Origin of the sequence: Trichocoleus sp. DQ-A1 (assembly GCF_039961955.1) — a bacterium.
GTDB lineage: Bacteria > Cyanobacteriota > Cyanobacteriia > Cyanobacteriales > FACHB-T130 > FACHB-T130.
In genome coordinates this window covers 1-24,754 of sequence record NZ_JAMPKE010000053.1, presented here as the reverse complement: position 1 = coordinate 24,754, position 24,754 = coordinate 1, and the positions used below count along the sequence as shown (strand labels likewise).

The 24,754-nt window shown below is 45.8% G+C and carries 26 protein-coding genes and 1 pseudogene; 14 read left to right on the top strand and 13 right to left on the bottom strand.

Annotation, left to right across the window (positions count from 1 at the left end):
* The first annotated feature begins 485 nt into the window (after positions 1–485).
* Positions 486–1,427 carry an alpha/beta hydrolase gene (locus NDI33_RS26750; protein WP_348245685.1) on the top strand — a complete coding sequence of 314 codons (942 nt, stop codon included), beginning with the start codon at positions 486–488 and terminating at the stop codon, positions 1,425–1,427.
* A gap of 26 nt (positions 1,428–1,453) precedes the next feature.
* The gene (locus tag NDI33_RS26745; protein ID WP_190675229.1) at positions 1,454–1,738 is read left to right on the top strand and encodes a DUF2470 domain-containing protein; all 285 of its coding nucleotides are present in this window, start codon (positions 1,454–1,456) and stop codon (positions 1,736–1,738) included.
* Between the two features lie 60 nt (positions 1,739–1,798).
* On the opposite strand, the gene NDI33_RS26740 is transcribed toward NDI33_RS26745, so the two are convergent.
* The 5 genes from NDI33_RS26740 to NDI33_RS26720 all read right to left on the bottom strand — a co-directional run bounded on the left by NDI33_RS26740 (position 1,799) and on the right by NDI33_RS26720 (position 3,948).
* Positions 1,799–2,236 carry a hypothetical protein gene (locus NDI33_RS26740; RefSeq protein ID WP_190530281.1) on the bottom strand — a complete coding sequence of 146 codons (438 nt, stop codon included), beginning with the start codon at positions 2,234–2,236 and terminating at the stop codon, positions 1,799–1,801.
* A 68-nt stretch (positions 2,237–2,304) separates the two neighbouring features.
* A complete protein-coding gene (locus NDI33_RS26735) occupies positions 2,305–2,472 on the bottom strand; it encodes a hypothetical protein (RefSeq protein WP_190533506.1) in 168 nt (55 codons plus the stop codon).
* A gap of 15 nt (positions 2,473–2,487) precedes the next feature.
* Positions 2,488–2,829 (bottom strand): 2Fe-2S iron-sulfur cluster-binding protein, encoded by a 342-nt coding sequence (locus NDI33_RS26730; protein ID WP_190410620.1) that lies wholly within the window; start codon positions 2,827–2,829, stop codon positions 2,488–2,490.
* A gap of 13 nt (positions 2,830–2,842) precedes the next feature.
* The gene (locus NDI33_RS26725; protein ID WP_190675227.1) at positions 2,843–3,223 is read right to left on the bottom strand and encodes a calcium-binding protein; all 381 of its coding nucleotides are present in this window, start codon (positions 3,221–3,223) and stop codon (positions 2,843–2,845) included.
* Positions 3,224–3,294: 71 nt separating this feature from the next.
* The gene (locus NDI33_RS26720; protein ID WP_190439243.1) at positions 3,295–3,948 is read right to left on the bottom strand and encodes a Uma2 family endonuclease; all 654 of its coding nucleotides are present in this window, start codon (positions 3,946–3,948) and stop codon (positions 3,295–3,297) included.
* Between the two features lie 188 nt (positions 3,949–4,136).
* Here NDI33_RS26720 and NDI33_RS26715 point away from each other — a divergent pair, with 188 nt between their 5' ends.
* Positions 4,137–5,213 (top strand): alpha/beta hydrolase, encoded by a 1,077-nt coding sequence (locus NDI33_RS26715; RefSeq protein WP_190675225.1) that lies wholly within the window; start codon positions 4,137–4,139, stop codon positions 5,211–5,213.
* On the opposite strand, the gene NDI33_RS26710 is transcribed toward NDI33_RS26715, so the two are convergent.
* On the bottom strand, positions 5,194–6,705 hold the full coding sequence (locus NDI33_RS26710; RefSeq protein ID WP_190675223.1) for an FAD-dependent oxidoreductase: 1,512 nt from the start codon (positions 6,703–6,705) through the stop codon (positions 5,194–5,196). The two genes, NDI33_RS26715 and NDI33_RS26710, sit on opposite strands and share 20 nt — an antisense overlap.
* A 129-nt stretch (positions 6,706–6,834) precedes the next feature.
* Entirely contained in the window at positions 6,835–7,341 is a 507-nt protein-coding gene (locus NDI33_RS26705; protein WP_190439234.1) for a DUF1499 domain-containing protein, read from the bottom strand.
* On the opposite strand from NDI33_RS26705, the gene NDI33_RS26700 reads away from it, so the two are divergent.
* Positions 7,340–7,810, top strand: coding sequence for a tetratricopeptide repeat protein (locus tag NDI33_RS26700; protein ID WP_190675221.1), 471 nt, complete (start codon positions 7,340–7,342; stop codon positions 7,808–7,810). The genes NDI33_RS26705 and NDI33_RS26700 overlap by 2 nt on opposite strands.
* A 265-nt stretch (positions 7,811–8,075) precedes the next feature.
* Here the strand turns inward: NDI33_RS26700 and aroQ are convergent, their stop codons facing one another.
* The 5 genes from aroQ to NDI33_RS26675 form a co-directional block, all read right to left on the bottom strand.
* Complete coding sequence (gene aroQ / locus NDI33_RS26695; RefSeq protein WP_190410627.1) at positions 8,076–8,534, bottom strand: type II 3-dehydroquinate dehydratase; 459 nt, start codon at positions 8,532–8,534, stop codon at positions 8,076–8,078.
* 334 nt (positions 8,535–8,868) lie between these two features.
* The gene (locus NDI33_RS26690; protein ID WP_190675219.1) at positions 8,869–10,140 is read right to left on the bottom strand and encodes a competence/damage-inducible protein A; all 1,272 of its coding nucleotides are present in this window, start codon (positions 10,138–10,140) and stop codon (positions 8,869–8,871) included.
* Positions 10,141–10,176: 36 nt separating this feature from the next.
* Complete coding sequence (locus NDI33_RS26685; protein WP_190675217.1) at positions 10,177–11,235, bottom strand: MraY family glycosyltransferase; 1,059 nt, start codon at positions 11,233–11,235, stop codon at positions 10,177–10,179.
* A gap of 210 nt (positions 11,236–11,445) precedes the next feature.
* Positions 11,446–12,729: a serine hydroxymethyltransferase gene (gene glyA, locus NDI33_RS26680; RefSeq protein ID WP_190675215.1), complete on the bottom strand. Its 1,284-nt coding sequence runs from the start codon at positions 12,727–12,729 to the stop codon at positions 11,446–11,448.
* Positions 12,730–12,929: 200 nt separating this feature from the next.
* Positions 12,930–13,223, bottom strand: a complete 294-nt coding sequence (locus tag NDI33_RS26675; protein WP_190675213.1) for a hypothetical protein — start codon at positions 13,221–13,223, stop codon at positions 12,930–12,932.
* A gap of 114 nt (positions 13,224–13,337) precedes the next feature.
* On the opposite strand from NDI33_RS26675, the gene NDI33_RS26670 reads away from it, so the two are divergent.
* The gene (locus NDI33_RS26670) at positions 13,338–13,535 is read left to right on the top strand and encodes a hypothetical protein (protein WP_190410633.1); all 198 of its coding nucleotides are present in this window, start codon (positions 13,338–13,340) and stop codon (positions 13,533–13,535) included.
* A gap of 237 nt (positions 13,536–13,772) precedes the next feature.
* Positions 13,773–14,246, top strand: a complete 474-nt coding sequence (locus NDI33_RS26665; RefSeq protein ID WP_190410634.1) for a Tic20 family protein — start codon at positions 13,773–13,775, stop codon at positions 14,244–14,246.
* A gap of 25 nt (positions 14,247–14,271) precedes the next feature.
* On the opposite strand, the gene NDI33_RS26660 is transcribed toward NDI33_RS26665, so the two are convergent.
* Positions 14,272–15,063 (bottom strand): fumarylacetoacetate hydrolase family protein, encoded by a 792-nt coding sequence (locus NDI33_RS26660; RefSeq protein ID WP_190533481.1) that lies wholly within the window; start codon positions 15,061–15,063, stop codon positions 14,272–14,274.
* Between the two features lie 237 nt (positions 15,064–15,300).
* Here NDI33_RS26660 and rpsF point away from each other — a divergent pair, with 237 nt between their 5' ends.
* From rpsF to NDI33_RS26620, 8 genes and pseudogenes are all read left to right on the top strand, one after another.
* Positions 15,301–15,633, top strand: coding sequence for a 30S ribosomal protein S6 (gene rpsF / locus NDI33_RS26655; RefSeq protein WP_190410636.1), 333 nt, complete (start codon positions 15,301–15,303; stop codon positions 15,631–15,633).
* Between the two features lie 187 nt (positions 15,634–15,820).
* A complete protein-coding gene (gene clpB, locus NDI33_RS26650; RefSeq protein ID WP_190427932.1) occupies positions 15,821–18,484 on the top strand; it encodes an ATP-dependent chaperone ClpB in 2,664 nt (887 codons plus the stop codon).
* Between the two features lie 97 nt (positions 18,485–18,581).
* Positions 18,582–19,592, top strand: coding sequence for a hormogonium polysaccharide biosynthesis glycosyltransferase HpsE (gene hpsE / locus NDI33_RS26645; protein WP_190675211.1), 1,011 nt, complete (start codon positions 18,582–18,584; stop codon positions 19,590–19,592).
* Positions 19,589–20,767 (top strand): glycosyltransferase family 4 protein, encoded by a 1,179-nt coding sequence (locus tag NDI33_RS26640; RefSeq protein ID WP_190675209.1) that lies wholly within the window; start codon positions 19,589–19,591, stop codon positions 20,765–20,767. The genes hpsE and NDI33_RS26640 overlap by 4 nt, the downstream gene beginning before the upstream one ends.
* Positions 20,768–20,782: 15 nt before the next feature.
* Positions 20,783–21,952 (top strand): glycosyltransferase, encoded by a 1,170-nt coding sequence (locus NDI33_RS26635; RefSeq protein WP_190675207.1) that lies wholly within the window; start codon positions 20,783–20,785, stop codon positions 21,950–21,952.
* Between the two features lie 192 nt (positions 21,953–22,144).
* Positions 22,145–22,342 (top strand): hypothetical protein, encoded by a 198-nt coding sequence (locus NDI33_RS26630; RefSeq protein WP_190675204.1) that lies wholly within the window; start codon positions 22,145–22,147, stop codon positions 22,340–22,342.
* Between the two features lie 73 nt (positions 22,343–22,415).
* Complete coding sequence (locus NDI33_RS26625) at positions 22,416–23,423, top strand: IS1634 family transposase (protein ID WP_190675202.1); 1,008 nt, start codon at positions 22,416–22,418, stop codon at positions 23,421–23,423.
* A 356-nt stretch (positions 23,424–23,779) separates the two neighbouring features.
* Positions 23,780–24,573: pseudogene (locus tag NDI33_RS26620) on the top strand (IS5 family transposase).
* Positions 24,574–24,754 lie beyond the last annotated feature (181 nt).

The following is a 24,754-nucleotide window of genomic DNA, read 5'->3' as shown; positions in this document are numbered from 1 at the left end:
AAATGGTTGATACTTTGCTTGCTACTGCACTTGATTTAGTCAATCCAAAACACCTACGCAACTGGTTCACAAACTGCTGCTACTGTACTTCATGAACTTGCAATCTGCTGTATCTCAGGCTTTACTCAAGATCGTCAGCAGGTTCAAAAGAATGTAGAAGCTTTGGGTTTTCAACTAGATAAGGACGATCTGCTATTGCTTTCTGCTCGTTCATCTACCCTATTCAAACAACCGGGAGATATTTATTCTTACGAGCGATAGATGAGCTGAGCTTTGCCAGGAGGCACTGTTAAGTTAACTCAAAATTTAGCTCATCAACCCAAAAAATGAGCAAAGTGCATCCCATTTTTCTAAAAACAAGCCTACAAGCTGAAACCTGCTTTCATCAGGCTTCGTTTGTATATCCGCGATTTTAGCCATCAGGAGTTTTTACTCTGATTGGGATGCTCCTAACCCTAATTGCTTTCTGGATAATTATGCAACCCTTGTCTTCAACTCAAAATCTACAAATTTCTGCAACTGAAACTGTAACTCCTACGCAGTTTTACACTTGGAAAAATTATCGCTGCGCCTACGAAGTTCATACCGCAATTAATCCAAATACAAATGATGGGACTCCCCTCCTATTAATTCATCCCATTGGTGTAGGATTATCCCGAAAGTTTTGGCAGCGATTCTGTCGAGAATGGTATGAAGCGGGTCGCCGGAATCCAATTTATAATCCAGACTTACTGGGATGTGGTGAGAGCGATATGCCTCATGTGGCTTATAGTCCTCTTGATTGGGCACAGCAATTGCAACATTTTTTGCAGACTGTAGTAAAAAAACCTGTGATTGTAGTGGTACAAGGGGCTTTGCTGCCGGTAGCAATTGAGTTAGTTCGTCTAGAAACGAATTCTAATTTTATTCGAGGCTTGGTGCTGGCTGGCCCTCCCGCTTTGACATTACTTGCTAAACCTAGAGCAAATTGGCGACAAAAACTTACCTGGAATCTGTTAAACTCTCCTTTTGGGAGTGCCTTCTATCGCTATGCGCGGCGCGAACAGTTCCTACGTTCTTTCTCAACTAAACAACTCTTTGAAAAAGCTGATTCAGTCGATCGGGAGTGGCTGCAAACTTTGGAGAAAGGTGCGACAGATCCAAAGACTCGCTATGCTGTTTTTTCCTTCCTAGCAGGGTTTTGGCGGCAAGATTATCAAGACGCGATCGCATCTATCTCTCAACCCACTCTAGTAGTCGTCGGCGACACGGCATCCAGCATTAGTCAAGCTGGCAAAGGCGAAACTCCCGATGAACGCTTGGCTGACTATCAGAAGTCTTTACCTAATGCTGAGGGTATCAAAATGTTAGGTCGTAATGTTCTACCCTATGAGTCAACAGTTGAATTCGTCAATGTAGTTACCAATTTTGTCGCTAAACATTCTTAATTAATTACATCAGAGGATGCTATCTAATGTCCGATGCAATAACGTCTGAAATAAGCGATCGCATTTGCGCTCACATGAACGACGATCATGCTGATGCTGTCGTTCTTTACGCCCAAACTTATGGTAATTCTCCCGATGCTGCAAAGGCAGAAATGGTTTCAGTAGATCCAGAAGGTATGAATCTCATGGCACAAGTCAACGGTTCGGATGTGCCGATACGCATTCACTTCGATCATATTCTCAAAGATGCCGAAGATGCTCACCATACGCTCATTGCAATGGTGAAACAAGCGCGTTCTCATTCAAAATAGTACCAAAAAGAACGTTGAGTAGGGTGGGCATTGTCCACCTTACTTCTATGCTCGTAAAATTTAAACTTGTTGATTAATCTGTGACTTATCTAGTCCCTCTTTTATCCAGGTAATGCACTCTTGTTCAGTTCCAAATATTTTTGGCGCGGCAACATTATTTAAGTTATCAGATTTATAATGATCGTAAAAATATTTACTTGCTAATTGATAAACAATAATCAAATTATCTTGATAAATGTATCTATTTTTAAAATAATCGTTTTGGCTAACAACATCTGAATTCTCATCTAGATGTTCTTTGGCTGCCTCAATAATTGTATCAATGCAACTTGAATAAATACCAGCCGGATTTTCCAATTTATGAAATTTACCTTTATGCCCTAATTCAGAAAGTAAACTATAAGAGTAAATATTTTGACCATCCGCTATCCCAAAAACAAATGGGATGATCAGATATCCTTTATAAGAGACTGAATTTTCGTAGAGTAACCGGCTCATTTTTATCCTCCGTACTGGCTATTTCACTCTTCCTTTCTTTAAAACGATGTATTCTTTTTTTTTAAATTTTATTTTTCGGCTTTTTCATATACGTCAGCGCGATCGCACTCAATAATCTTCCCTGTAAATACTTTTGTAGCGGCAAGTTTAACCAAATTGCCACCTAAAAACATGGCAACAAAACCATCTGTATCTTTAGTTAAAACTGACTGATTGCTAGTTCCGAAATATTGCAAGCATTCGCACAAAAATTATTCAGATTTAGCAGTATCTGGCTGAAAGTAAAGAGCTGATTTATATAACACTTGTTCTTGGTGGGTTTCTAAAGTGCAATCCGACAGCGGATAAGCCACACAGGTAACAGTATACCCAGCCTCTAGTTCTTTTGGACGTAGAAATTTTTGTTCGCTTTGGTCTACTTCACCACTCACCAACTTGGCGATACAAGCCGAACATTCCCCTTGCTTACACCCAGAAGGTAATCGAATGCCCGCATCTTCAGCCATATCTAGAATATACTGATCGTCTGGCACGGAGATGGTACGGTCAAGCGCGATCGCTGGATTTACCAGCCGGACTTGATAAACTGCCATTAAAACGACTCCTTTAAAACTCGTATCCTCTGTCAAGCCAATAGTGCCAGTCTGCGATTGCTTCCAAGGTTTCGCTATCAGCATCAATCGGTTCTATTTCTGATAAACGAGCCGAGAACGTATCTTCACCTGTAGCATCTTTGTAAAGCACTTCCACAAACATATCGTGCAAGCATTCATCTTCTGATGACATTTCCACTACCTCAACTTCTTTGCCTTCAGGTGAGGATAATTTGCCTCCCTTTCTCACCCACTTAGCTTTAAAGGGGAAGTTGAGATTATCGTTAAGGTAGTAGTACCATCCCATCGCCTGTTCTTCTTCGTCATAGGCATCGACGATTATTTCCATTGCAATGCGATTCTCTCGGATTTCTTCTTCCTCAATGTTAGGCATAAGACATTAGCTCCGGATAATTAAACTTTGAATATAATAAATCTTTCGATCGATCGCGTCCTCAATTCTCCTCAACAATTGTCGTCACGATGCTCTATTTGCTGCCTTACCCAAGCGCGAAAAGACCGAATCATGGGGATTTCCCCAATTCTTAGGCTTTCTTCCAAAAACCCTGGAATTTCTGTTGTTAAGGGTAAATTTGCAAAAGTAGGAGAACCTGCGCCAGGAACATACACTCCATCTCGCAATTTATAAATTTGCATCACTGGTTCGTCATAACGCCAAACTTCCGGAACACCTAAAGCCAGATAAATTGAAAGTCTGTCAACCGAAGCGCTGGTATAGTCCACCTCCACTGCTAAGTCAGGAGGTGGGTCAATCGTTAAGTCAATATCCCTTTTCTGTCTGATTAGCGGTTCATTTTGAATATAAAAGCAAGAATCCGGTTCAACACCCCGCTGTAAGTCTGGACGCTTACAAGTGAGAGATCCAGCACTTCTGAGGTTGAGGTTCAGTTCCTCAGCTAAAGCGAAAACCAAGTGTTCCAGCAGTCTATTGTTATGCTCATGAGGCATCAGAGGAGTCATTATTTCCAGCGTTCCGCGATCGTAAGCCAGCCGAGTGTTACGATCTTCCCCCATCTCTGCAAGTATTGTTTCAAAAGTCTGCCAACTAATGTTTCTCAGTACACCCCGCCCTTGAGTGGTTTTCGTTGTCGTCACCATAGGACTTAACCCCGCGTTTTCTACCAAGATATCAAGTTGAGTAGGCAGTGTGGATGCGTGAAGCGAAGCGGCTGCTTTCTTGGGCGTCGCATTCTGTATCTAAAGAACGTTGCTGTCAGCAATATTATCAGTAAGATTATTTGATAATCTCTCATTCTGCATACGTAGTTGATAAAGGAGTAAGTTCTGTGACTACCCTAAAAGTGTTATCAATCGCTTCTGCTGGTGCAGTGTTTATTGTTGCTGGTATCGCGGAAACTGCCGCTGCAAAGTTCAGCGATGCTCCTTTATTCAACGATGTAGGTAGCTACAGCACAACAATCTCCGCTAATAATGACTTAGCCGATATTTACTTTCCAAACCCATCAAACCTTAAAACTGGCAACTATTCGTTTCCCATTGCGCTGCTCTTGCAAGGTGCGAATGTTGATAAATCAAATTACACAAATTTTGCTAGTACAGTAGCAAGCTACGGATTCGTAGTAGTTGTACCCAATCACCAGAAGTCACTGCCAGAGTTAGGATTTACGGGACTTCTACCCGAAACGTCACAATTAAACGCCGTTCTAGCACAAATGGTGAAAGAAAACTCTAACTCTACTTCACCTGTTGCTGGCGTTATCAATACACAGAAACTAGCCTTACTCGGTCATTCCCAAGGGGGTGCTGTCGGACTATCTGCTATTGCCAACCTCTGCCTTCCTATTTTATGTGAAGGCTCCTTCAGCCGACCTAATGAACTCGTAGCAGGAGCGTTTTTCGGTGCAAATTTACGGAACTTCAATACTCAAGAGTTTATTCCCATCAACAATTCAAAAATTCCCACTGCTCTCTTACAGGGAAATCTTGATAGTATTGCTCTTCCTGTCAACGCCCAAAAAACCTACAATCAGATCCAAAATCCTCCTAAAGCATTGATTACCATTTTGGGTGCTAACCACTATGGCATCACAGATACGAACAACCCCATAGGTGCAAGACCAGACAGCAACACTCCGACAGTAACTCAAGATGTAGCAGTAGAAACGGTAGCTCGCTGGAGCGCACTTTTCTTGCGTGCCAGCGTTCTCGATGACAAAGATGCTTTTAATTATGTGTATTCTACAGGGGATGCTCTCGATGCAAATGTGAATGTAACTAGCCAATCAAAGCCAGTTCCTGAATCCTCTTTGACATCTGCATTGATGTTGCTAAGTGGTTTTGGTGCAGTGTTTGGACTGAAGAAAAAAACACAGCTAAATAGTTCTAAGGGAGCCAAATATTAGGTAAGAATGTTTTACCGAAATTACGTATGCTTTGGTTAATTGACCGACCAACTTGAATATGCGGCTCATCCGCCTCTATTGGTAGAATCAAAGCCTTACTCCCACGCCCAAAGCGAGAAATAACCAAATTTGCCGCTTCCAAACCAGTGACATAAGCCTTTTCTTGCGACCAAGAACCGTGACGAGTCACAATCCAATCACCGCTCATAAATACATTCTTGATACTTGTCTCTCCGGGTAACATATACTGATAGCTACCAGGGAAAAAGTGAGTCACTGCACGCGGTAAGCGGATTACACTACTATCGATTACTTTCGCATCTCGAAAAGCCGGGATACAAGTTGCTAAATCTTGTTGTACAAGCGAAACGATTTCTTCATCATTTAAGGGAAGAAACTGATTGGCGTGATAAAAATCTGCTTCAATAACTGTCCCTGGCTCATCGCGGTACTCATCATGTATGGCATTTAAATCGAAAAACGTCCATCCAGTTGTTGCATTAAAACCAAAACAGGCATTGGAAGGACGAGGAATATTAATTTTGCGGTTAAACCATAGGCGAGTTGCCAACACATCAACCGCGCCCAAGTTGTGAATATCTCGAAATTCTTTACGGTTTTGTAAGCTGGGGCTACCAGATATAATCTTCTTCATACCGCTGATACCAACGGCAAAAATAATCGCATCTGCCTCAAAAACTTCATCCCCACAGACAACTGCTGTCGCTTGATTATTGCTATCAACAATTACGTCACTGACTCGTCGGTTAGCGAGTAATTTTCCCCCTGCTTGTTCGATGCGTTCCACCCAAGGGCGAAAGATCATCTCACCAACTGTTCCGCGACACCAGACGACATCAAAATCGGGTTGGTGAGCCAAAATGAAGTAATAAAGCATACCCAGCGCGGCAGCGGCGGAACATTGCTCTCCAGGGGCAAATAAACCAACCAGCAGCATCGGCTCAAAGGAATCGCGGTAAAGCCGCGCCGAAACCCCAAAATCTTTGAAGAGTTCTCGCGCCGTTACAGAGTCATAGCGTCGCCAAGCTTCGTCGCTATTGTCAAAATCAATAACTGCGTAGAGTAGCGGTAAAGCTGATAGGCGATCGCTTAATGGCAACCGTTTAAATTGCGTGTAGAGAAAAGTTCCAAGTGGAGTGGGAAGTCGCGGTAAGTCTTGGAAAATGGGAGATTCGACTTCTAAACCGGCTGGAGAATACTGGGAGGAACGAGTCCAAGGCGTAAACGGACTCAGCCCTAATTCCTTTACCAAAGAAAAGATATTTCGGTAAGGATACCAGAAACCATGAATCCCCGCTTCTACAGAGCGCCCCCCTGCGGTCTTCCAGCCCGCCACCAAGCCACCCGGATAGGGGCCAGCTTCTAGAAGGGTTACGTCATAGCCTTGACGCGCTAGGTGGTAGGTAGCCCCCAACCCTGCCCAACCAGCACCAACGACGACTATTTTTGGGGTTTGTGTTTCTGTTGGCATCGCGCACATCTCCATTCTGTTTTCAGGATGACAAGAACCCCACCCGCAACCCTCCCCGTAAGCGAGGAGGGGGCGAAGAGGAGCTTTTCTGTGGGGGCGAACCGATTGAAGGGGTTTTATTACTTACACCTAGCTTCTCAGTTCGTTGAGTTTGGCTCTGATTGTCTCTATTCTTTTACGGTTCACGCCCAAATCCGACTGTCCTAGGCGGGAGGCTGAACGAACGTGGATGATTTTTGCGCTTTCATCGAGATAAAATTCCACGTCATCGACAAACCCCATCAGCGCACTAGTAAATTCCGCGTAGAGGTAATTCTCAGTTTCAGTGATAATTTTGGTTTTCGGGAGGGAGTTGATAACTGTTTTGAGATTAGCGATCGCCTCCGTTGGGGAAGAGTTGTAGGTCAAAGGCTCAATTTTATTCTGGGCATTTTGGCTTTGACTGCTGACACAGTTGGGCGTACTAGGGCAAGGCGCTAGTTGGCCTGACTGGACACCGAGATTAGTGGGTGGTTTTCCGGCAAACACGATCGTTCCTCCTGACAAAGCGGTAGTTGCCCCTATCCAACAGATAGCTGCTAAACATAAGGATAGAGAGATTAGAAGCCAACGCGACCGATTGGAAGTGATATTCATGAATGAATTTTCTATCAATTCGTTACTAGAAGACCTAAAAAATCCTGATGAAACCGTCCGCTATGAGGCTACAGCAGAGCTGTGGCGCGTCTGGTTTCATCAAAAGGGAGCAGTAGGGTTTGAACGGCTTCAGCGATCGCAGGCAATGCTGGAGGCAGGAGAGCTTGCCAAAGCAGAGGCGTTACTCACCGACCTGATTGAGACTCAACCAAATTTTGCGGAAGCCTGGAATAGACGAGCCGTTCTTTACTATATTCTCAGGGAGTACAAAAAGGCGCTCCAAGACTGCCAGATGGTGGTTAAGCTCATCCCGTTCCATTTTGGGGCGCTGCATGGGATGGGGTTGTGCCATATCGGACTGGGGGACTACAGCGCTGCCATTCAAGCTTTTCGACAAGCGCTGGAAATTCAGCCTTACGCCTTAGAAAATCAAAGATTGATTCTTGAATGTACCGCACAGCTGAGCTAAGAATTTAAGCTAAGAACGATTCAGCTACAAGCAACAGCACTTGTCACTCAAAACACCCATACATAAGAAGTTTGGCAGTAAATGCCTCCCTAACGGGGAGGGAATAAACTCCAAAAAAAACCCGGTCGCTGCTAAGACGACCGAGCCAAGATGCTATGCGTTTAATGAAGCTCATTTTCAGGCGATCGCTTGTTACGCCGGGAAGCAACGCCGAATCGGGTCGGTCATCTGTTCCTCAAACAAAGACAATCATTCGCCACGAAGTTTATTCACCGCCACTTTTTTGTCTCAAGTGGTGAACTAGAGCGTTTAACCCCAAGCGGTAACTCTCTGCACCAAAGCCGCTGATTTGTCCAATTGCAATGGGTGCGATATAAGAATGATGTCGGAAAGCTTCGCGTCGGTAAATATTACTCAGATGCACTTCTACAGTCGGAAGGTTAACAGCCGCGATCGCATCCCGTATCGCTACGCTGGTATGAGTATATGCCCCAGCGTTAATTAAAATTCCCTGGTGCTGCCCAACGGCATTCTGAATTGCATCCACTAAGACGCCTTCATGATTTGACTGTAAAGTAAAGACCTTACAGTCGAGCGTTTGCCCTTCTTGTTCTAACAGGCGATTAATCTCATCCAACGTCACAGAGCCATAAATCCCTGGTTCTCGGAGTCCCAATAGGTTTAAGTTTGGTCCGTGCAGCACCAGAACAGTAACTATGCCCAAGGTTTCAGCAGCAACTCAATAGACTAACTACGCCGGCGCGACGATCTCTCATTCACTGGAATTGGAATCAGTTCTGGTTCCGGCTCAGCTTCCGGTCCCAGGAGCGTTTCGATGAGCTTACGTGCCCATTCTTTGAGCTTTTCCAACACATTTTCTATATAGTCCATTGAATTGAAAACTCCTGCAATACAACCAGGATGAGTACTTAACAACAGGGCAAACGTGAGAGTTTATGAATCCTATTGTGGTTAAGATTTATTCTAACCCTAGCACATGGAGAAACAGGTGAGTAATCTCACTATGGATGTGTGTGACCGGGCGGCGTCTATCCGTCTTAAGACACATCCGTCGTTAACTTTTTCTTCAACATTGTTCGCCGCAGTTGGTCAAGGGCAATTGAAGCACTGGCGTACCGAATCGAGTCTCGCTCTCGATTTTGACCCAGATGGTGCTTAAAACTTTCTACCGTGTCATCCGGCCCTGCTAGACCAATATATACTAATCCCACCGGCTTGGTTTCCGTACCACCTCCCGGCCCAGCAATCCCTGTGATACTAAGTCCCCAAGTGGTTGAGAGGCGTGTCTTTACACCCACTGCCATCTGCTTGGCGACCGCGTCGCTCACCGCACCGACTTGGGCTAAGTCTTCTGGATTGACGCCCAAAAGAGAAATTTTCACCGAGTTGTCATAAGAAATGACACCGCCCAAAAAATAATTGGAACTCCCAGCGATACTGGTTAGCATCTGCCCCAATCCTCCACCCGTACAGGATTCTGCCACCGAAAGCGTTTCCCCGGCTTCTTGCAACAAAAAGCCGACAACAGAAGCAAGGGTGTCAGTGTCAGTGCCGTAATAATCCAGCCCTCCTATCTGCCGCAGTTGTTGCGCCACTGGCTCAATTAGTCCTAGCGCTTCCGGTTCTGACGCCGCTCTTGCCGAGACTCGCAGCCGCACCTCTCCGTGAAGGGCGTAAGGAGCAACGGTGGGGTTAGGGAGGTCGAGGAACGGCGCGACTTTTTCAGCTAGAGCCGATTCCGAAATTCCCCAGAACTTTAACATCCGGCTGTAGATGATTTCTTTGCCCCAGCCTTGATTCTTGAGAAAGGGGACGGCGGTTTCCTGCCACATCCGCTTCATTTCTGAAGGGACGCCGGGGAAAGTCAGAATCGTCAGACCCGTGCGGGGTTGCCAGATAATGCCAGGGGCTGTACCGCCTGGATTGGGTAAAATTGAGGCGTCCTGGGGAATGAGCGCTTGTTTTCGATTGCTGGGGGTCATCTGACGCCCCCGCATGGCGTATTTGCAAGTAATGTCTTCGACGATTTCCGGTTGTTCTACCAAGGGAACGCCAAAAAAATCAGCGATCGCTTCCACGGTCAAGTCGTCGGGAGTAGGACCTAGACCGCCAGTAAAGATCAGCAGATGGGATCTCCCAGCAGCAATCTCCAACACCTGCTTGAGACGTCCAGGATTATCTCCCACCACCGTTTGATAGTAGTGGGGGATTCCCAGAGAGGCTAGTTGCTGCGCCAAAAATTGGGCGTTGCTATTGAGAATATCGCCGAGTAGCAGTTCTGTACCAACACAAATAATTTCAGCACTCATGCAAAAGTTTTTTATTTTTTAATTTTGTATTTTTCCTCATTCCTCACTCCTCATACGCGAATTTCGCCAAACTTGCCAGCTGGTATACCCCAACAACAACGTTGCACCCATCGCATAAGCAAGTCCGCTTGGTATTTTAGCCAGAGCCAGGGCTAAACTTCCCACCCAGAGCGTCAAAGCGTAGATAAACAAAACTATCAAACGTTGTGGCAGACCCGCTTGCAGCAGCCGATGATGCAGATGGAATTTATCGCCAATAAAAGGCGAATTGCCACGTAACAGCCGTTGCACAATCACCGCTGACATATCCACAATTGGCACAGCCAGAATCAGGTAAGGCAGTAATACCGCAGTGACAGCAGTGCTTTTTACTAAGCCAATTACGCCGACACCAGCCAGGGTAAAGCCCATAAAATAGGCTCCCCCATCCCCCATAAAAATCTGAGCGGGGTTGAAATTATATCGAAGAAATCCCAATGAGCCACCGGCAAGCGCTGCGGCAATCAGTGCTGCCGCCGGTTGGTTCATAAACAAACTTACAATCAGCATCACCACGGCAGCGATGCCAGAAACACCGGCAGCTAGACCATCTAGACCATCAATCCAATTGATGGCATTAGTCAGACCGACCAGCCAAATGACGGTAATCGGCCAGCTAATTGTGTCTGGCAATGTGACCAGTCCAGCAAAGGGAACGGTGAGGAAGTCAATTTGGACGCCGAGGTGCCAAGCCCAGCTGGCAATGATAATTTGCAGAAACAGCCGCAAGAAAGGCGACAAACTAAACAAATCATCGGCTAAGCCAACCAGGAAAAAACCAAGACCACCCAAGATAACGCCCCAAACTTCTAGGGATTTCTCTGTGCTCAAAGCGCCAAATCCCCCGGTTCCCCAAACAATCAGTAGGGCAATAATGGTGCCTGCAAAGATAGAGACACCTCCCACCCGCACGATAGGATGCTTATGGACTTTGCGCTCACTGGGTAAATCAACCAGTCCCTTTTGGAGGCCAATTTTGTTCACAACGGGTGTTGACCAGAGGACAACACAGGCAGATACGAGAAAGGCAACCAGGTGATACAGCTGGGGGGGCATCTGAAATTAAGTAGGGTACTAGACATCAGAAGGGAGAAATTAAAAAAAGCTGTTAGCTGATTGCTAATCGCTATTGATCTTTCATCCTTCAAAACAATCGTCAGGCAGAGTCTACTACATTTCAGACGGGAAGAGGCAGAGGGGGATGGGGAATTAAGCGGGGGAATGGGGAGTAGGGGCATAGCCGCCCTGACTATGCCCTTACGATTTTTATGCCAAGGCTGGTACGGGAATTGTCAGGTGGGGGTACAGGGGGAAGCGATCGCATAATGCTGCCACTCGCCGCCGACATTCCGCCGCCACTGCTTCCTCTTCTGGATTCAGGAGCCGTTCGGCAATAATATCCCCGATTTCTGTAAATTCACCAGTAGACATCCCGCGCGTCGTCATCGCTGGCGAACCCAGCCGCAAGCCACTGGTTACGAATGGCGACTCTGGATCGAAGGGTACGGTATTTTTATTCGCGGTAATGTTCACTCCGCTCACTAGCTGATCGGCTCTCTTGCCAGTCATGCTGATAGAGCGCAAGTCTACTAGCATCAAGTGATTGTCAGTCCCGTCAGAAACAATCTTGAAGCCGCGTTTTTGCAACTGAGTTGCCAAAGCACGAGCATTTTCAATTACTTGCGCTGAATAAGTTTTAAACGCGGGTTGCAGTGCTTCCCCAAATGCCACCGCCTTAGCGGCAATGACGTGTTCTAAGGGACCCCCTTGAGTACCGGGGAACACGGCTTTATCTAGTTGCTTGCCGAGTTCTGGGTCGCTGGTCATAATTAAGCCACCTCTAGGACCGCGCAGGGTCTTGTGGGTAGTGGTGGTGACGACGTGGCAGTGGGGTAGAGGATTGGGGTGATGACCTGTGGCAACTAAACCCGCAATATGGGCGATATCCGCTAATAGATAAGCTCCGACTTCATCAGCGATCGCGCGGAATTTCTCAAAGTCAATGATGCGCGGATAAGCTGAATAGCCGCAAATGATTAACTTAGGACGGTGTTGTAGCGCCAAATCCCGGATCTGATCGTAGTCTAGCTGCTCGGTTTCCTGACTGACTCCATAGTGGCAAACCTTAAACCACTTCCCCGAGACATTTACTGGCGAACCGTGGGTTAAATGCCCCCCGTGGGACAAATCCATCCCCATAATCGTGTCTCCTGGCTGCAACAGGGTCAAGAAAACGGCAAAATTCGCCTGCGCCCCCGAATGCGGTTGCACGTTCGCGTGAGCTGCTCCAAATAGCTGTTTGGCGCGGTCAATCGCCAATTGCTCAATTTTGTCGATAAAGTCACAGCCGCCGTAATAGCGTTTCCCCGGCAAACCTTCGGCATACTTATTTGTTAATACCGAGCCTTGTGCTGCCAGCACTGCTGCGGAGGTAAAGTTTTCACTGGCAATTAGCTCCAAGTGGGCGCGTTGGCGCTGGAGTTCTTCGTGGACAAAGCTGGCAACGGTAGGATCGGTTTCGGCTAGAAAGTCTAAGTTTGTTTTACTCACAAAGTGAACCCCTAGAAATAGTGTCAGTCTTCCTTTCAAACTTTGATTCGGGTGCGCTTTCGGTCAACGCCATGTCCGCGCTACTAGCCCAGGTCAGTATTTTCGGGAGTCTTCAATCTTAACGCTGTTGGAGTCGTGTCTCTACCCAACTTTTCTGTTAACACTTGAAGCGAACAATTTTTGGCAACCTTTCATCCAAACTAGCTAACCTGGCGCAGTATGCAATTTTGCTGTATTTCTCTCGCCCATTCATAAGGGGCTAGAGGATCTGGAAAAATTTGCTTGACATTTGATCGCCAACCCCGGATAAATTGGGGTTTAGAAAAAGTTGCCCATGATGTTAACCATACCCACTTGGCAACCGATGCGATCGCAAACTGCAAGACTTTAGAGGGATTAGACGCCCATACTGTTGAGATCCCAAAGTTAGGTGCCAAATTTATTTTCTGCCCTCCTCTCTTACCACACGCGCAAAGCGTCGCTTTAGTAACCATCCTCACTCCTACTTTTAGGAGAGGACATTAAGCTGTATGTTAATTTACCATATCTCGCCGAAAACCTGACCTAGAATGGATGCGGGCGAATTAAAGCTCTCGTGGAGGTATTAAATGTTAGTCATTCTTACGGATGAGCAGATACTCTCCCCCAAACAAGTTTGTCAGACCTGTTTACTTGCCGATCAAAGTGGTCAACCCCGCTGGCGTCAGGGGCAGCTCCGCTGCGCTCAAGCGATTCACAAGCTTACCGAAAATCAACCCGATCAATACGAGTGTCTTATGGGCTTCCGGATTGCCAATATTGAGTAATCTCGTTTTGCTCAAGTTTATTTGCTGAAGTTTAAAGCCTGCTGAGGTGCTATCTGCGATTTGGGGCTTAATGGCGATCGCTACTTTCTCTGACAAACAAGAGTGCGCCTACGCTATAGGCTCCTTGTCTTTGATGAGGCACGTCTGACCTAGGGGTGTCCTGGTTGACATCGCATCTGCGTTATCCTGAACTTAGTAATAACTGGCGATAAATATATTATTTCAGGAGAACGCACGATGACTTGGCGTGGTTCAGCAACAGCGAAAGACCGGGTTTTCGCTTGCCTTCCTTATTTACTCCCTTTGCTTTCTGTGCTTCCTTTTGGGGCGTACCTGTTTAGACAGTTTCCTGTCTTAGCACTGATTTTATTGCCGCTACAACCGTTGCTAGCAATTTACAGTATACCGTTTGCCAGTTTAATCATTTTCTTTGTCTTGTTCTTAGGCGTAGTTAGAAACGAAAAGATTAGCCATTTCATTCGTTTCAACACCATGCAGGCACTCCTAATAGACATTGCTCTATTTTTGTGTACTATGGCATTGCAGATTTTGACTCCAGCGCTAGGAACTGGCCTGGTAGGACAAACGCTGTTTAATGTTGTTTTTCTAGGAACGCTTGCTGCCTGCGCCTATTCAGTTGTTCAGTCTGTGATAGGACGTTACGCAGAAATTCCTGGGATTTCAGAGGCAGTTTACAGCCAAGTTCCCTAGTTTCTTGCCGCAGGCAGAATCTTCGTTAGGGCGCGGCTGGTGTGGGACGTGACACAATCGTGTTTTCCATGTGACCGATGCCTTCAATTTCGATGCGAACGCGATCGCCCACCTGCATCGGACCAATCCCTTGAGGCGTTCCAGTCAGCACCACGTCTCCCGGCAACAGTGTCATCACCTGAGAGATGTAAGACACTAGAAAATCGGGCGCAAACACCATCTGATTAATGAGTGCTGACTGCACCGGCTGGGGGTCGTCGTTCAGAAAAGTTTGCAAGCGGGCAGCCGGACTCAACTCACGGACGATCCACGGACCCAAAGGACAAAAAGTATCAAATCCTTTTGCCCGCGTCCATTGAAGATCCTGCTTTTGTAAATCGCGGGCGGTAACATCATTGGCAATGGTGTAACCCCAAATTTTAGTTTGTGCCTCTTCTGGCGTACAGCAATAAACGCGATCGCCAATGATTAAAGCTAATTCGCCCTCGTAGTCCACTCGCTGTGACTGCGGGGGGTAGTGAATTTCTGTCCCCGCTGCGGTTACAGACGTTGGCGGCTTGAGAAATAGTAACGGTTCTTTTGGCACATCCGTCCCCATTTCAGCGGCGTGGCTGGCATAATTTTTGCCCACCGCGATAATTTTAGACGGGGCACAAGGAGCCAGAATTTGATAAGTATCGGGTTCTAACTGCAAATCCGTAGGTTGCCCGTGTAACCAGGGAGGCGCATCAAGCACCTGAACGCCTCGGCTTAGTTGCAATAAACCGTAGTAAGTCTGTCCTTTTGCGGTTCGGACTCGGACGTAGCGCTGCGCCATAATGTTGACTGCTATTTGATTATGCTGATGTGTGGTCTGGACGTTGAGGTGAATTTACCCTGGTAACTTTGTACAATTGATGGACTGGTAGTAAGATTTTAATTCCTTGCTTCTTCATCTTTAGACGCTATAGGCTAGCGAGTTGAGATTTTCAAGGTGCGACTTCCATTCCCAATCCCAAACTTCCTAGTCCCAGTGCTAGAAGAAGCCGTCTTGTCCATAAGGAGATTAACAGCAATGCAGATCGTTTACGAAACTATGTACATCCTCCGTCCCGATTTGACCGAGGAACAAGTAAACTTGGCGATCGCCAAGTATCAGGGTATCTTGAGCGACAATGGGGCACACGACATCGAAATCCAGCATCGGGGTCGGCGGCGTCTAGCTCAAGATATCGGCAAGCATCGGGAAGGCATTTATGTCCAGATGAATTACCAATGCAATGGCAGCCAGATAGCGCCGATGGAACGGGCAATGCGTCTGTCGGAAGAAGTCATCCGCTACCTCACCATCAAGCAGGAAGTGCGCGAACCGAAGCCAGAGCCTGTTGAGGCAGAAGCAGTCAGTTAAGTGCGATTGGGGTGGAGTCTCTCCGCCCTTGTTGAGTCGAAAGGTGGACTTTCATCCCACCCTCCATTCCTTCCCTCACACCAGGGAGGGAATTTTTTTTAATTCGCAATCTGGCAATGAGCCATTGACTCCAGATTGTTATACTGACGTGTGAGACACGGTATTCGACTGAGATTCGTTTTATAAAATGCAGCCTACTGACCCTGCCAAGTTTACTGAGAAAGCCTGGGAAGCCATCATCAAATCTCAAGATGTGGCGCGTCGATTCAAAAATCAGCAGCTAGAGGTAGAGCATTTAACGATCGCGCTTCTGGAAGAAGAAGAAGGGCTGACAAATCGGATTTTGAGTCGAGTCAATGTGGACATCCAGGCGTTAAAGTCGCAACTCGAAGCCTTCACCCAACGCCAGCCCAAAGTCGCTGTCGTTGACCAGTTGTACCTGGGGAGGGGCTTAGATGTTATGTTAGACCGAGCTGAAGCCTCACGAACTACCTTGCAGGACGAATTCATCTCGGTAGAACATCTATTAGTCGGCTTCGTCGAAGATGACCGCATCGGACGCCGGTTGCTCAAAAGCTTCAACTTCGATCGGCAAAAGCTAGAAGCAACGATCAAAGAGGTTCGGGGTACGCAGAAAGTAAAAGACCAAAATCCAGAGGCTCGCTATGAAGCCTTGGAAAAGTACGGGCGCGACCTGACAGAAACAGCCAAATCCGGTAAGTTAGACCCCGTAATTGGGCGAGATGAGGAAATTCGCCGCGTGGTGCAGGTGCTATCTCGCCGGAGTAAGAACAACCCCGTTTTGATTGGGGAACCAGGAGTAGGTAAGACAGCGATCGCAGAAGGGTTAGCCCAGCGCATCATCAACGGCGATGTACCTGAATCTTTGAAGAACCGCCGCCTAATTGCCCTGGATATGGGGAGTCTGATTGCGGGAGCCAAATATCGGGGAGAATTTGAAGACCGCCTCAGATCGGTGCTAAAAGAAGTCATCGATTCAGTCGGTCAGATTGTCCTCTTTATTGATGAGATGCACACGGTGGTTGGTGCGGGTGCCACTCAAGGGGCAATGGATGCGAGTAACTTGCTCAAACCGATGCTGGCGCGGGGAGAACTGCGTTGCATTGGGGCGACGACTCTAGACGAGTACCGCAAGCACATTGAAAAAGATGCGGCACTCGAACGCCGGTTTCAACAAGTCTATGTTAATCAGCCCAGCGTAGAAGACACGGTTTCGATTCTGCGGGGGCTGAAAGAACGTTACGAAGTCCACCACGGCGTGAAGATTACCGATTCTGCCTTAGTTGCCGCCGCCAGCTTGAGCGATCGCTACATCACCGAGCGGTTTTTGCCAGATAAAGCAATTGACTTGGTCGATGAAGCTGCTGCCAAGCTGAAAATGGAGATTACGTCCAAGCCGGTAGAACTAGAGGCAATTGACCGACGGGTGATGCAGCTAGAGATGGAAAAGCTCTCCCTGCAAGGAGAAGGTCAACGGACGGGTTTAACAACCGTTGTGGGTGCCTTCCGTTCTTCTCAAGAGCGTTTAGAGCGTATTGAACAAGAGATTGCCTCCCTGAGCGAAAAACAAGTTCAACTCAGTTCCCAGTGGCAATCAGAAAAACAGCTCTTAGAAGACATTAACGCAGTGAAGGAGGAAGAAGATAAACTCCGGGTGCAAATAGAACAGGCAGAACGCGCCTACGACCTTAACAAAGCTGCTCAGCTGAAGTATGGACGGTTGGAGGTTTTAGGACGCGACCGGGAAGCCAAAGAAGCCCAACTGTTGGAACTGCAATCTCGTGGTGCTGCTTTGCTGCGAGAAGAGGTACGCGAAGACGACATTGCCGAAATTGTCGCTAAATGGACGGGTATCCCAGTCAACCGCCTGCTAGAGTCGGAACGGCAAAAGCTACTCCAGCTTGAATCTCATCTCCACGAACGGGTGATCGGTCAGCAAGAAGCCGTTGCCGCCGTTTCTGCTGCTATCCGTCGCACCCGCGCAGGGATGAAAGATCCTAGTCGCCCGATCGGTTCTTTCCTGTTCATGGGGCCAACAGGGGTGGGCAAAACCGAGCTAGCCCGTGCCTTAGCTCAGTTCCTGTTTGACAGCGAGGAGGCCCTGGTACGGATTGATATGTCCGAGTACATGGAAAAACACGCTGTCTCTCGCCTCGTAGGTGCCCCTCCAGGGTACGTCGGTTACGAAGAAGGCGGTCAACTGTCTGAGGCAATTCGCCGTCGCCCCTATTCGGTCGTGCTGCTGGATGAAGTGGAAAAAGCCCACCGCGATGTGTTCAACATCTTGCTGCAAGTGCTGGATGATGGAAGAATTACCGATTCCCAAGGCAGGACGGTAGATTTCCGGAATACGGTGATTGTGATGACAAGTAACATCGGCAGCGAGCATATTCTCGATCTGGGGGGGAACGAGGACCAGTACGAATTGATGCAGAAGAAAGTAACGGATGCTTTGCGATCGCATTTCCGCCCCGAATTCCTCAATCGCGTGGACGACATTATTCTCTTCCACCGGCTGGAACGTTCGGAACTGCGCCAGATTGTTAGTATTCAAATCAAACAGATTGAGAAGCTGCTAGCCGATCAAAAAATCACCATCGAACTCTCGGCATCTGCCCAAGACCACTTGGCGGAAGTTGGCTACGATCCGATCTATGGTGCCCGTCCTCTCAAACGCGCCATTCAGCGTGAATTGCAAAATACCCTCGCCACAGCGCTGCTAGAAAATACCTTCGTGAGTGGCGACACCATCTTGGTTGATTGTGTGGACAATACGCTGACTTTCAGCAAAAAACAGTCCCTCAGCCTCCTTGAAGCTCAAATCATTTAACAATCATCAGTAGAGACGTTGCCTCTAAACGTCTCTACTGTTAGTCTGAAAGCAATACAACAGCCAAAATTGATGCGACAACGCCAAGAACATATCCGTGGACTTTACTGTAGCCATTTGCACATATAACGGTGCAGAACGTCTGCCCGAAGTTCTAGATCAACTGCTTCATCAAGTTGGTACAGAGGATATTGACTGGGAAGTGCTAGTTGTTGACAACAACAGCAATGACGATACTGCTGCTGTCGTTGCTCGCTATGCAACCAATTGGCGTCAAGATAGCCAGTTGAGGTATATTTTTGAAGCCAAACAAGGCGCTGCCTATGCGCGATATCGAGCCGTACAGGAAGCTAGAAGCAGCGACTTGATTGGATTTTTGGATGATGATAATCTACCAGCAGATAACTGGATAGCCGAAGCTTATCGCTTTGGTAGCGATCGCCCTCAAGTGGGAGCCTATGGTGGCATTATTCATGCCAAACTCGATGAACTACCACCCCCCTACTTTGAGCAAATAAAAGGGTATCTTACTATCTATAACCGAGGTGCAACGCCTTTTCACTACAAGCGTTCCGATAAACCGCGCCGAATTCCTGCTGCACCCGGTTCAGTCATCCGGAAGCAGGCATGGCAAGACGCCGTTCCTCCTCCAGAAAAACTCCTAATACCTGGCAGAGACGAGAAAACAATGGCTGCCGGAGAAGATGCCGAAATAATGTTCTATATTCAAAATAGTAAGTGGGAAGTTTGGCACAATCCCAAAATGGAGATTTGGCATCATATTCCCCCATATCGATTAGAACAAGCCTATCTACTCAGACTGGCTCATGGATATGGCCTTTCCAATCATCTCACGCGAGTCACTCGGTTTTATCGATGGCAGCGTCCCTTCCTACCTTTTTTGATACCATTTTTTACATTACGCAATAGCTTAAAGGTATTAATTTACTACCTAAAAAATAAAAATTCTCTACCCAATAATATTGTGCAAGCTTGTGAATTTCAGTCCCAATTAGGGCAACTTTATAGCCCTTTTTTAGTAATATATAAAAAAATGCCAGTTAAAGGTTTCATTAACGTAAACGCAAATTTTGAACAAAGTCAATGAAGATAGCATACGCTACTCACTATGACATTTTTAATAGCCGTACTTGGCCTCGCAACTTAATTGGGCACTGTGGGACTAATTACTACAAAGCGAAAGCTCTGGAAAGGCAATTGGGATCGATAGAGTATATTGGTCCTCTTGAGGAGATGTACTCCCCCTCTTTAAAATTATTATCTAAGGCAAAGAATCGCTGGCATAAGCATATATCTAAACAAATATATTTTTCTTGGGCAGAACCCGTTGTTAATCAAGGATATGCATCCCAAATTGCCCAAAAAATTCTCCGAGCTAATCCCGAAATCGTTTTATGTCCAGACATCAATTTAATTTCTTATCTTGACTGTAAGCAACCCACTGTAGTTTGGACAGATGCTTCTTATGCTGGATTGATGAACTTTTATACTGAGTTTAGTAACCTGTGTAGCGAGACCATCCAGCAATTAACTACTATGGATAAACTTACTTTAGATAAATGCAGTTTAGCTATATTCTCCTCCGACTGGGCTGCTCAGACTGTAATTAATACTTACCAAGTTGACTCTTCTAAAGTCAAAGTGATTCCGTCAGGAGCAAATGTTGAGTGTGATAGAACCTTAGACGATATCAAGGAGATTATTGAATCTCGACCCTTGGATAAATGCAAGCTCCTGTTTTTAGGCGTGGATTGGTTTAGAAAAGGTGGGAACATAGCTTTAGAAGTAGCTAGCAAATTGAATAAAAGCGGATTGAATGTTGAATTAACAATAGTTGGATGCCAGCCTTTTAAAGATAGTTCTCCTCCTGATTTTGTTGTTAATCTTGGCTTTATTAGTAAATCAACAGCGGCGGGATTAAATAAAATTAGTAAGTTGATAGCTGAATCTCATCTATTAATTGTGCCTTCACAAGCAGAAGCTTATGGCAACGTCTTCTGCGAGGCAAACTCCTATGGAGTGCCTTGTATATCTACCAATGTAGGCGGCATACCAACAGTAATCAAAGATGATGTAAATGGAAAAATTTTTTCAATAACCGGCAGCATTCAAGAATATTGCACCTATATTTATACTTTGTTTAGAAATTATGGAGCTTATAAAAAGTTAGCTTTATCTTCATTTAATGAGTATCAAACTCGTTTAAATTGGTCAGCAACAGCCCAGTCAGCACAAAAACTGTTTATGGACTTAATTAATTAATTATAATTACTCTTTATGAAGCTCGCTTATGCTACAACTTATGATGTCTTTAATAGCTTGACTTGGACTAAGTCTCAATTAGGACTGTGTGGTGCTGGAGCCAGCATAGCAAAAGCTTTAAAAAATCAATCTATTGACCTGGAATACTTTGGACCTTTAAATAAGAAAAAATCGGTAATTACTAAAGCGAAGTGGAGTTTATATCGAAACTTTTTTAAAAAAGATTACTACCGCTGGGCAGAGCCATTAGTGCTTAAGGATTATGCATATCAGATATCTGAAAAACTATCTAAATTTAACTCAGACATAGTGCTTTGTCCGGAAAATGCAGTGCCGATTGCTTATCTGGAATGTAAGCAACCAGTCGTCCTGTGGACAGATTCAACACTGGCAGGTTTGATTGATTTTTATCCTTATTTGAGCAACTTGTGCAAGGAAACCAAAGAAAATATATATTTAATGGAACAATCTGCATTGAATAAATGCGAGTTAGTAATTCTCGCGTCCGAATGGGCTGCTCAAACAGCCATTGATATCTATGGAATTAATCCTTCTAAAGTAAAAGTAGTTCCTTGGGGAGCTAATGTAACATGTAAGAGAACAATTGATGATATTGACAATGCTATAAAAGCAAGAAGTACAAATCCTTGCAAATTATTATTTATTGGTGTGGAGTGGCTTAGAAAAGGAGGGAGTGTTGCTCTGGAAGTTGCTAGAGAACTAAATCGAATGGGTCTAAAAACTCAACTTCAAGTAGTTGGATGCCAGCCGAAGATTAATGAGTCTGAACTCAGTTTTGTTAGCCTTAAAGGATTTATTGATAAATCAACGACTGAGGGTTTAAATGAATTTAATAGACTAATGGCTGAATCCCACTTTCTAATTTTACCTACTTTAGCAGACTGCTCCCCCCACGTTTTAATTGAAGCAAATTCGTTTGGAGTACCTTGTTTAACCACAAATACTGGTGGTATACCAACTATCATTAAAAATGATTTTAACGGGAAAACTTTTGAAGTAGATGCTAATATTGCTGATTATTGTAACTATATTGTATCCAAACTAGAAAATTATAGTGACTATGAACGCTTAGCTGTCTCATCATTCAACGAGTATCAAGATAGACTTAATTGGAATATTTCTGCTCAAGCCGTAAAAAAACTATTAATTGAGTTAAGAAAATAGAACATATTTCTATTTTTTTCTGAATTTTTGGAAAATTATACTCCGATGAGTAGAAATGCTAGCTTTTAGAGCTTTATTAAAAAAATAGAAACTTGTAAAGCTTTTTAGTCTTCAATAGCTTAAAGTTAAGTTTCTACTAGTATAGGTAAAGTTAATAATACTAATTTTTTAACCAGCCAAGGAGATATTTTTATGACGAGCATAAACAAATCTAAAATTTCAGGCGAAGAATATATATCAAAAGACCGGCTCATTAGCTACTATAACCAGGCACGTCTCATCAGAGGTTTAGGACAGCAAGTTAACAACATCCTTGAAATCGGGATTTTTAATTCACTTTTTACAGAAATGCTCAAGCGGGGTGGATACAACCCACATTCCGCCCTTTGAAGTGTCACATTGAGAATTTAGCCGCATAATTTTCTCAAGGCTGTAGCAAAGGGGGTGCAGGATTAACAGCGAGTTGATTGTCCAGAACCTGGACCATTTGGGCATCGTTGCCGGATTGGTAGACGAGTTGGAGATTGTTGAGCAGGTGAATCAACACCTAGGTGAAGATGCACGAGAGCAGATTAGTCCAGGCTTGGTAGTGAAAGCGATGATTTTGAATGGATTAGGGCTGGTTTCTGCGCCGTTGTACTTGTTCGAAAAATTTTTTGTGGGGAAAGCGACGGAACATCTGTTGGGAGAAGGAGTCCTACCAAAGCATCTCAATGACGACCGATCAGGACGAGTCCTCGACGCGCTGTATTTAGCTGGATTAAGCCAATTGTTTGTGACCATTTACTTGGTAGCTGTTCGCAAGTTTGGGATCAAACACAGCAGTGCCCATTTCGATTCAACTTCACTTTCGGTAGAAGGGGAGTATTTGCCACAGCCACGGGTTGTAGAAGGGATTTCACCAATTCCTGTTCACATCACCTATGGCTACTCCCGAGACCGCCGACCCGACCTGAAACAGTTTGTGATGAATCTGGTGTGTTGGAGCGATGGAGATATCCCTGCCTTTGTTGAGTTAGCCGATGGCAATCAGTCTGATAAAACCCACTTTGTTGGGTTGATGCAGGCATGTAGGTCCCAGTGGAACTTTGAGGGGTTGTATGTGGCTGATTCTGCCCTCTACAGTGAAGACAATCTGCACCAGTTGTCAGGGTTACGGTGGCTGACTCGTGTGCCGTTAACGCTCAACTGTGCATCCGATTTAGTCAACCAGTTGTCAGAGTCTGCCTTCCAGCCCACGGAACTGGAAGGGTACCGGATTGCCAGTATGTGCTGCGACTACGGCAGTGTCCAGCAGCGCTGGTTTGTGGTCGAAAGCCAGGAGCGGAAAAAGGCTGACCTCAAAAAGTTAGAGAAGAATTTGGCAAAGGCGAAAACTTACGAGCAATCGCGATTGCGACAATTATGCACTCAGGAATTCGCGTGTGAAGCAGATGCTTTAGCAGCTCTCAAGAAGTTGAACAAACCTTAACGTGGCATCAACTGGAGGGAATTAGGGTCAAGCAAAAGGCGCACTATGAGAAACAGGGTAAACCCAAACGAGACACTCTTCCTAGTCGCATTATCTATTGCCCACAAGCATTGTTAACCCTGAACTCAAGCGTTGTGACAATACATCAGCATAGGACTTACGCAGGCACACTAGATATAGCGGTATAGGAGCTGACGCTCCCTAAGCGAAAAAAGACAGACAAATGTGCTAACCTCTCTTTCGAGGTAGAGATTTAAGAGGATGTTTGAGAAGTAACAAAACATACCAGTAGATAGAAAAGCTTCCTGGGGTTTAGGCTGAATCATATCAAAATCCAAACAGCCCTCCAGGAAGTCATGAATTTAGCCTACGCGACAGATCTAACCCTTGAACAATACGAATTGTTTGAATCCCTCCTCAGCCCCGCATCCAACAACGGCAGACCTCGCAGCGTCAACTTGATGTTGGTGTTGCAAGCCCGAATTATATGTGCTGGTTACAGGTTGTCTTGGCGACTCTTACCCAATGATTATCCACCCTATTCAACGGTGTACTACTACTTCCGCAAGTGGCGCTTCGGACGGGAGTTGGAAGCGCATTCACGATCATCTCGTTCAATGGGTCAGGGTTGATGCCAATTGCAACAGCAACCCAACCGCGGCGAGTCTGGATTCCCAAACCGTTCCTACTTCTGTCATGGTTCACCAAGCCGTTGGCTATGATGGCAGCAAAAAAATTAAAGGTCGCTTTCCGCTTTACTCTGGTTGACACATTGGGATTGTTGATTGTCGTGCAGGTGGTTGCAGCCAGTGTGCCCGAACGAGAAGGAGCCAAGCAATTGCTCGCAACGTTGAACCAAGAACGTCACCGGGTTCCTCAACTGACTCGAATTTGGGTCGATGGTGGGTTTTCGGGAGAAGCGTTTCTACATTGGGTCATTGATACCTTCCGTTGGATTTTAGAGGTGGTTCTGCGACCGGAGGGCGCTCAAGGATTCGTCCTACTTCCTAAGCGTTGGACTGTTGAACGCACTTACGGTTGGCTGCATTGGTGTCGTCGCTTAAATGTCGATTATGAGCGAATCCCAGCTTCCTCAGAAGCGTTCATTTATATCGCCATGATCCGACTGATGCTACGCAGACTTGCCTGACCCTTTTTGTACTCTCTCCGTCTTTCCAAACATCCTCTAACGTCAGGTGTCATTTACGAAGCTAGATTAACGTGAGTTCGGGATAAAAAAGGGCGGAGCAGATACGCTGAAAGTGCTGAGTTCTCAAGTATCTACCCGCCCATGCTTAGTTTAGAAGCTTTGTTTTGCCACGTCGATGATT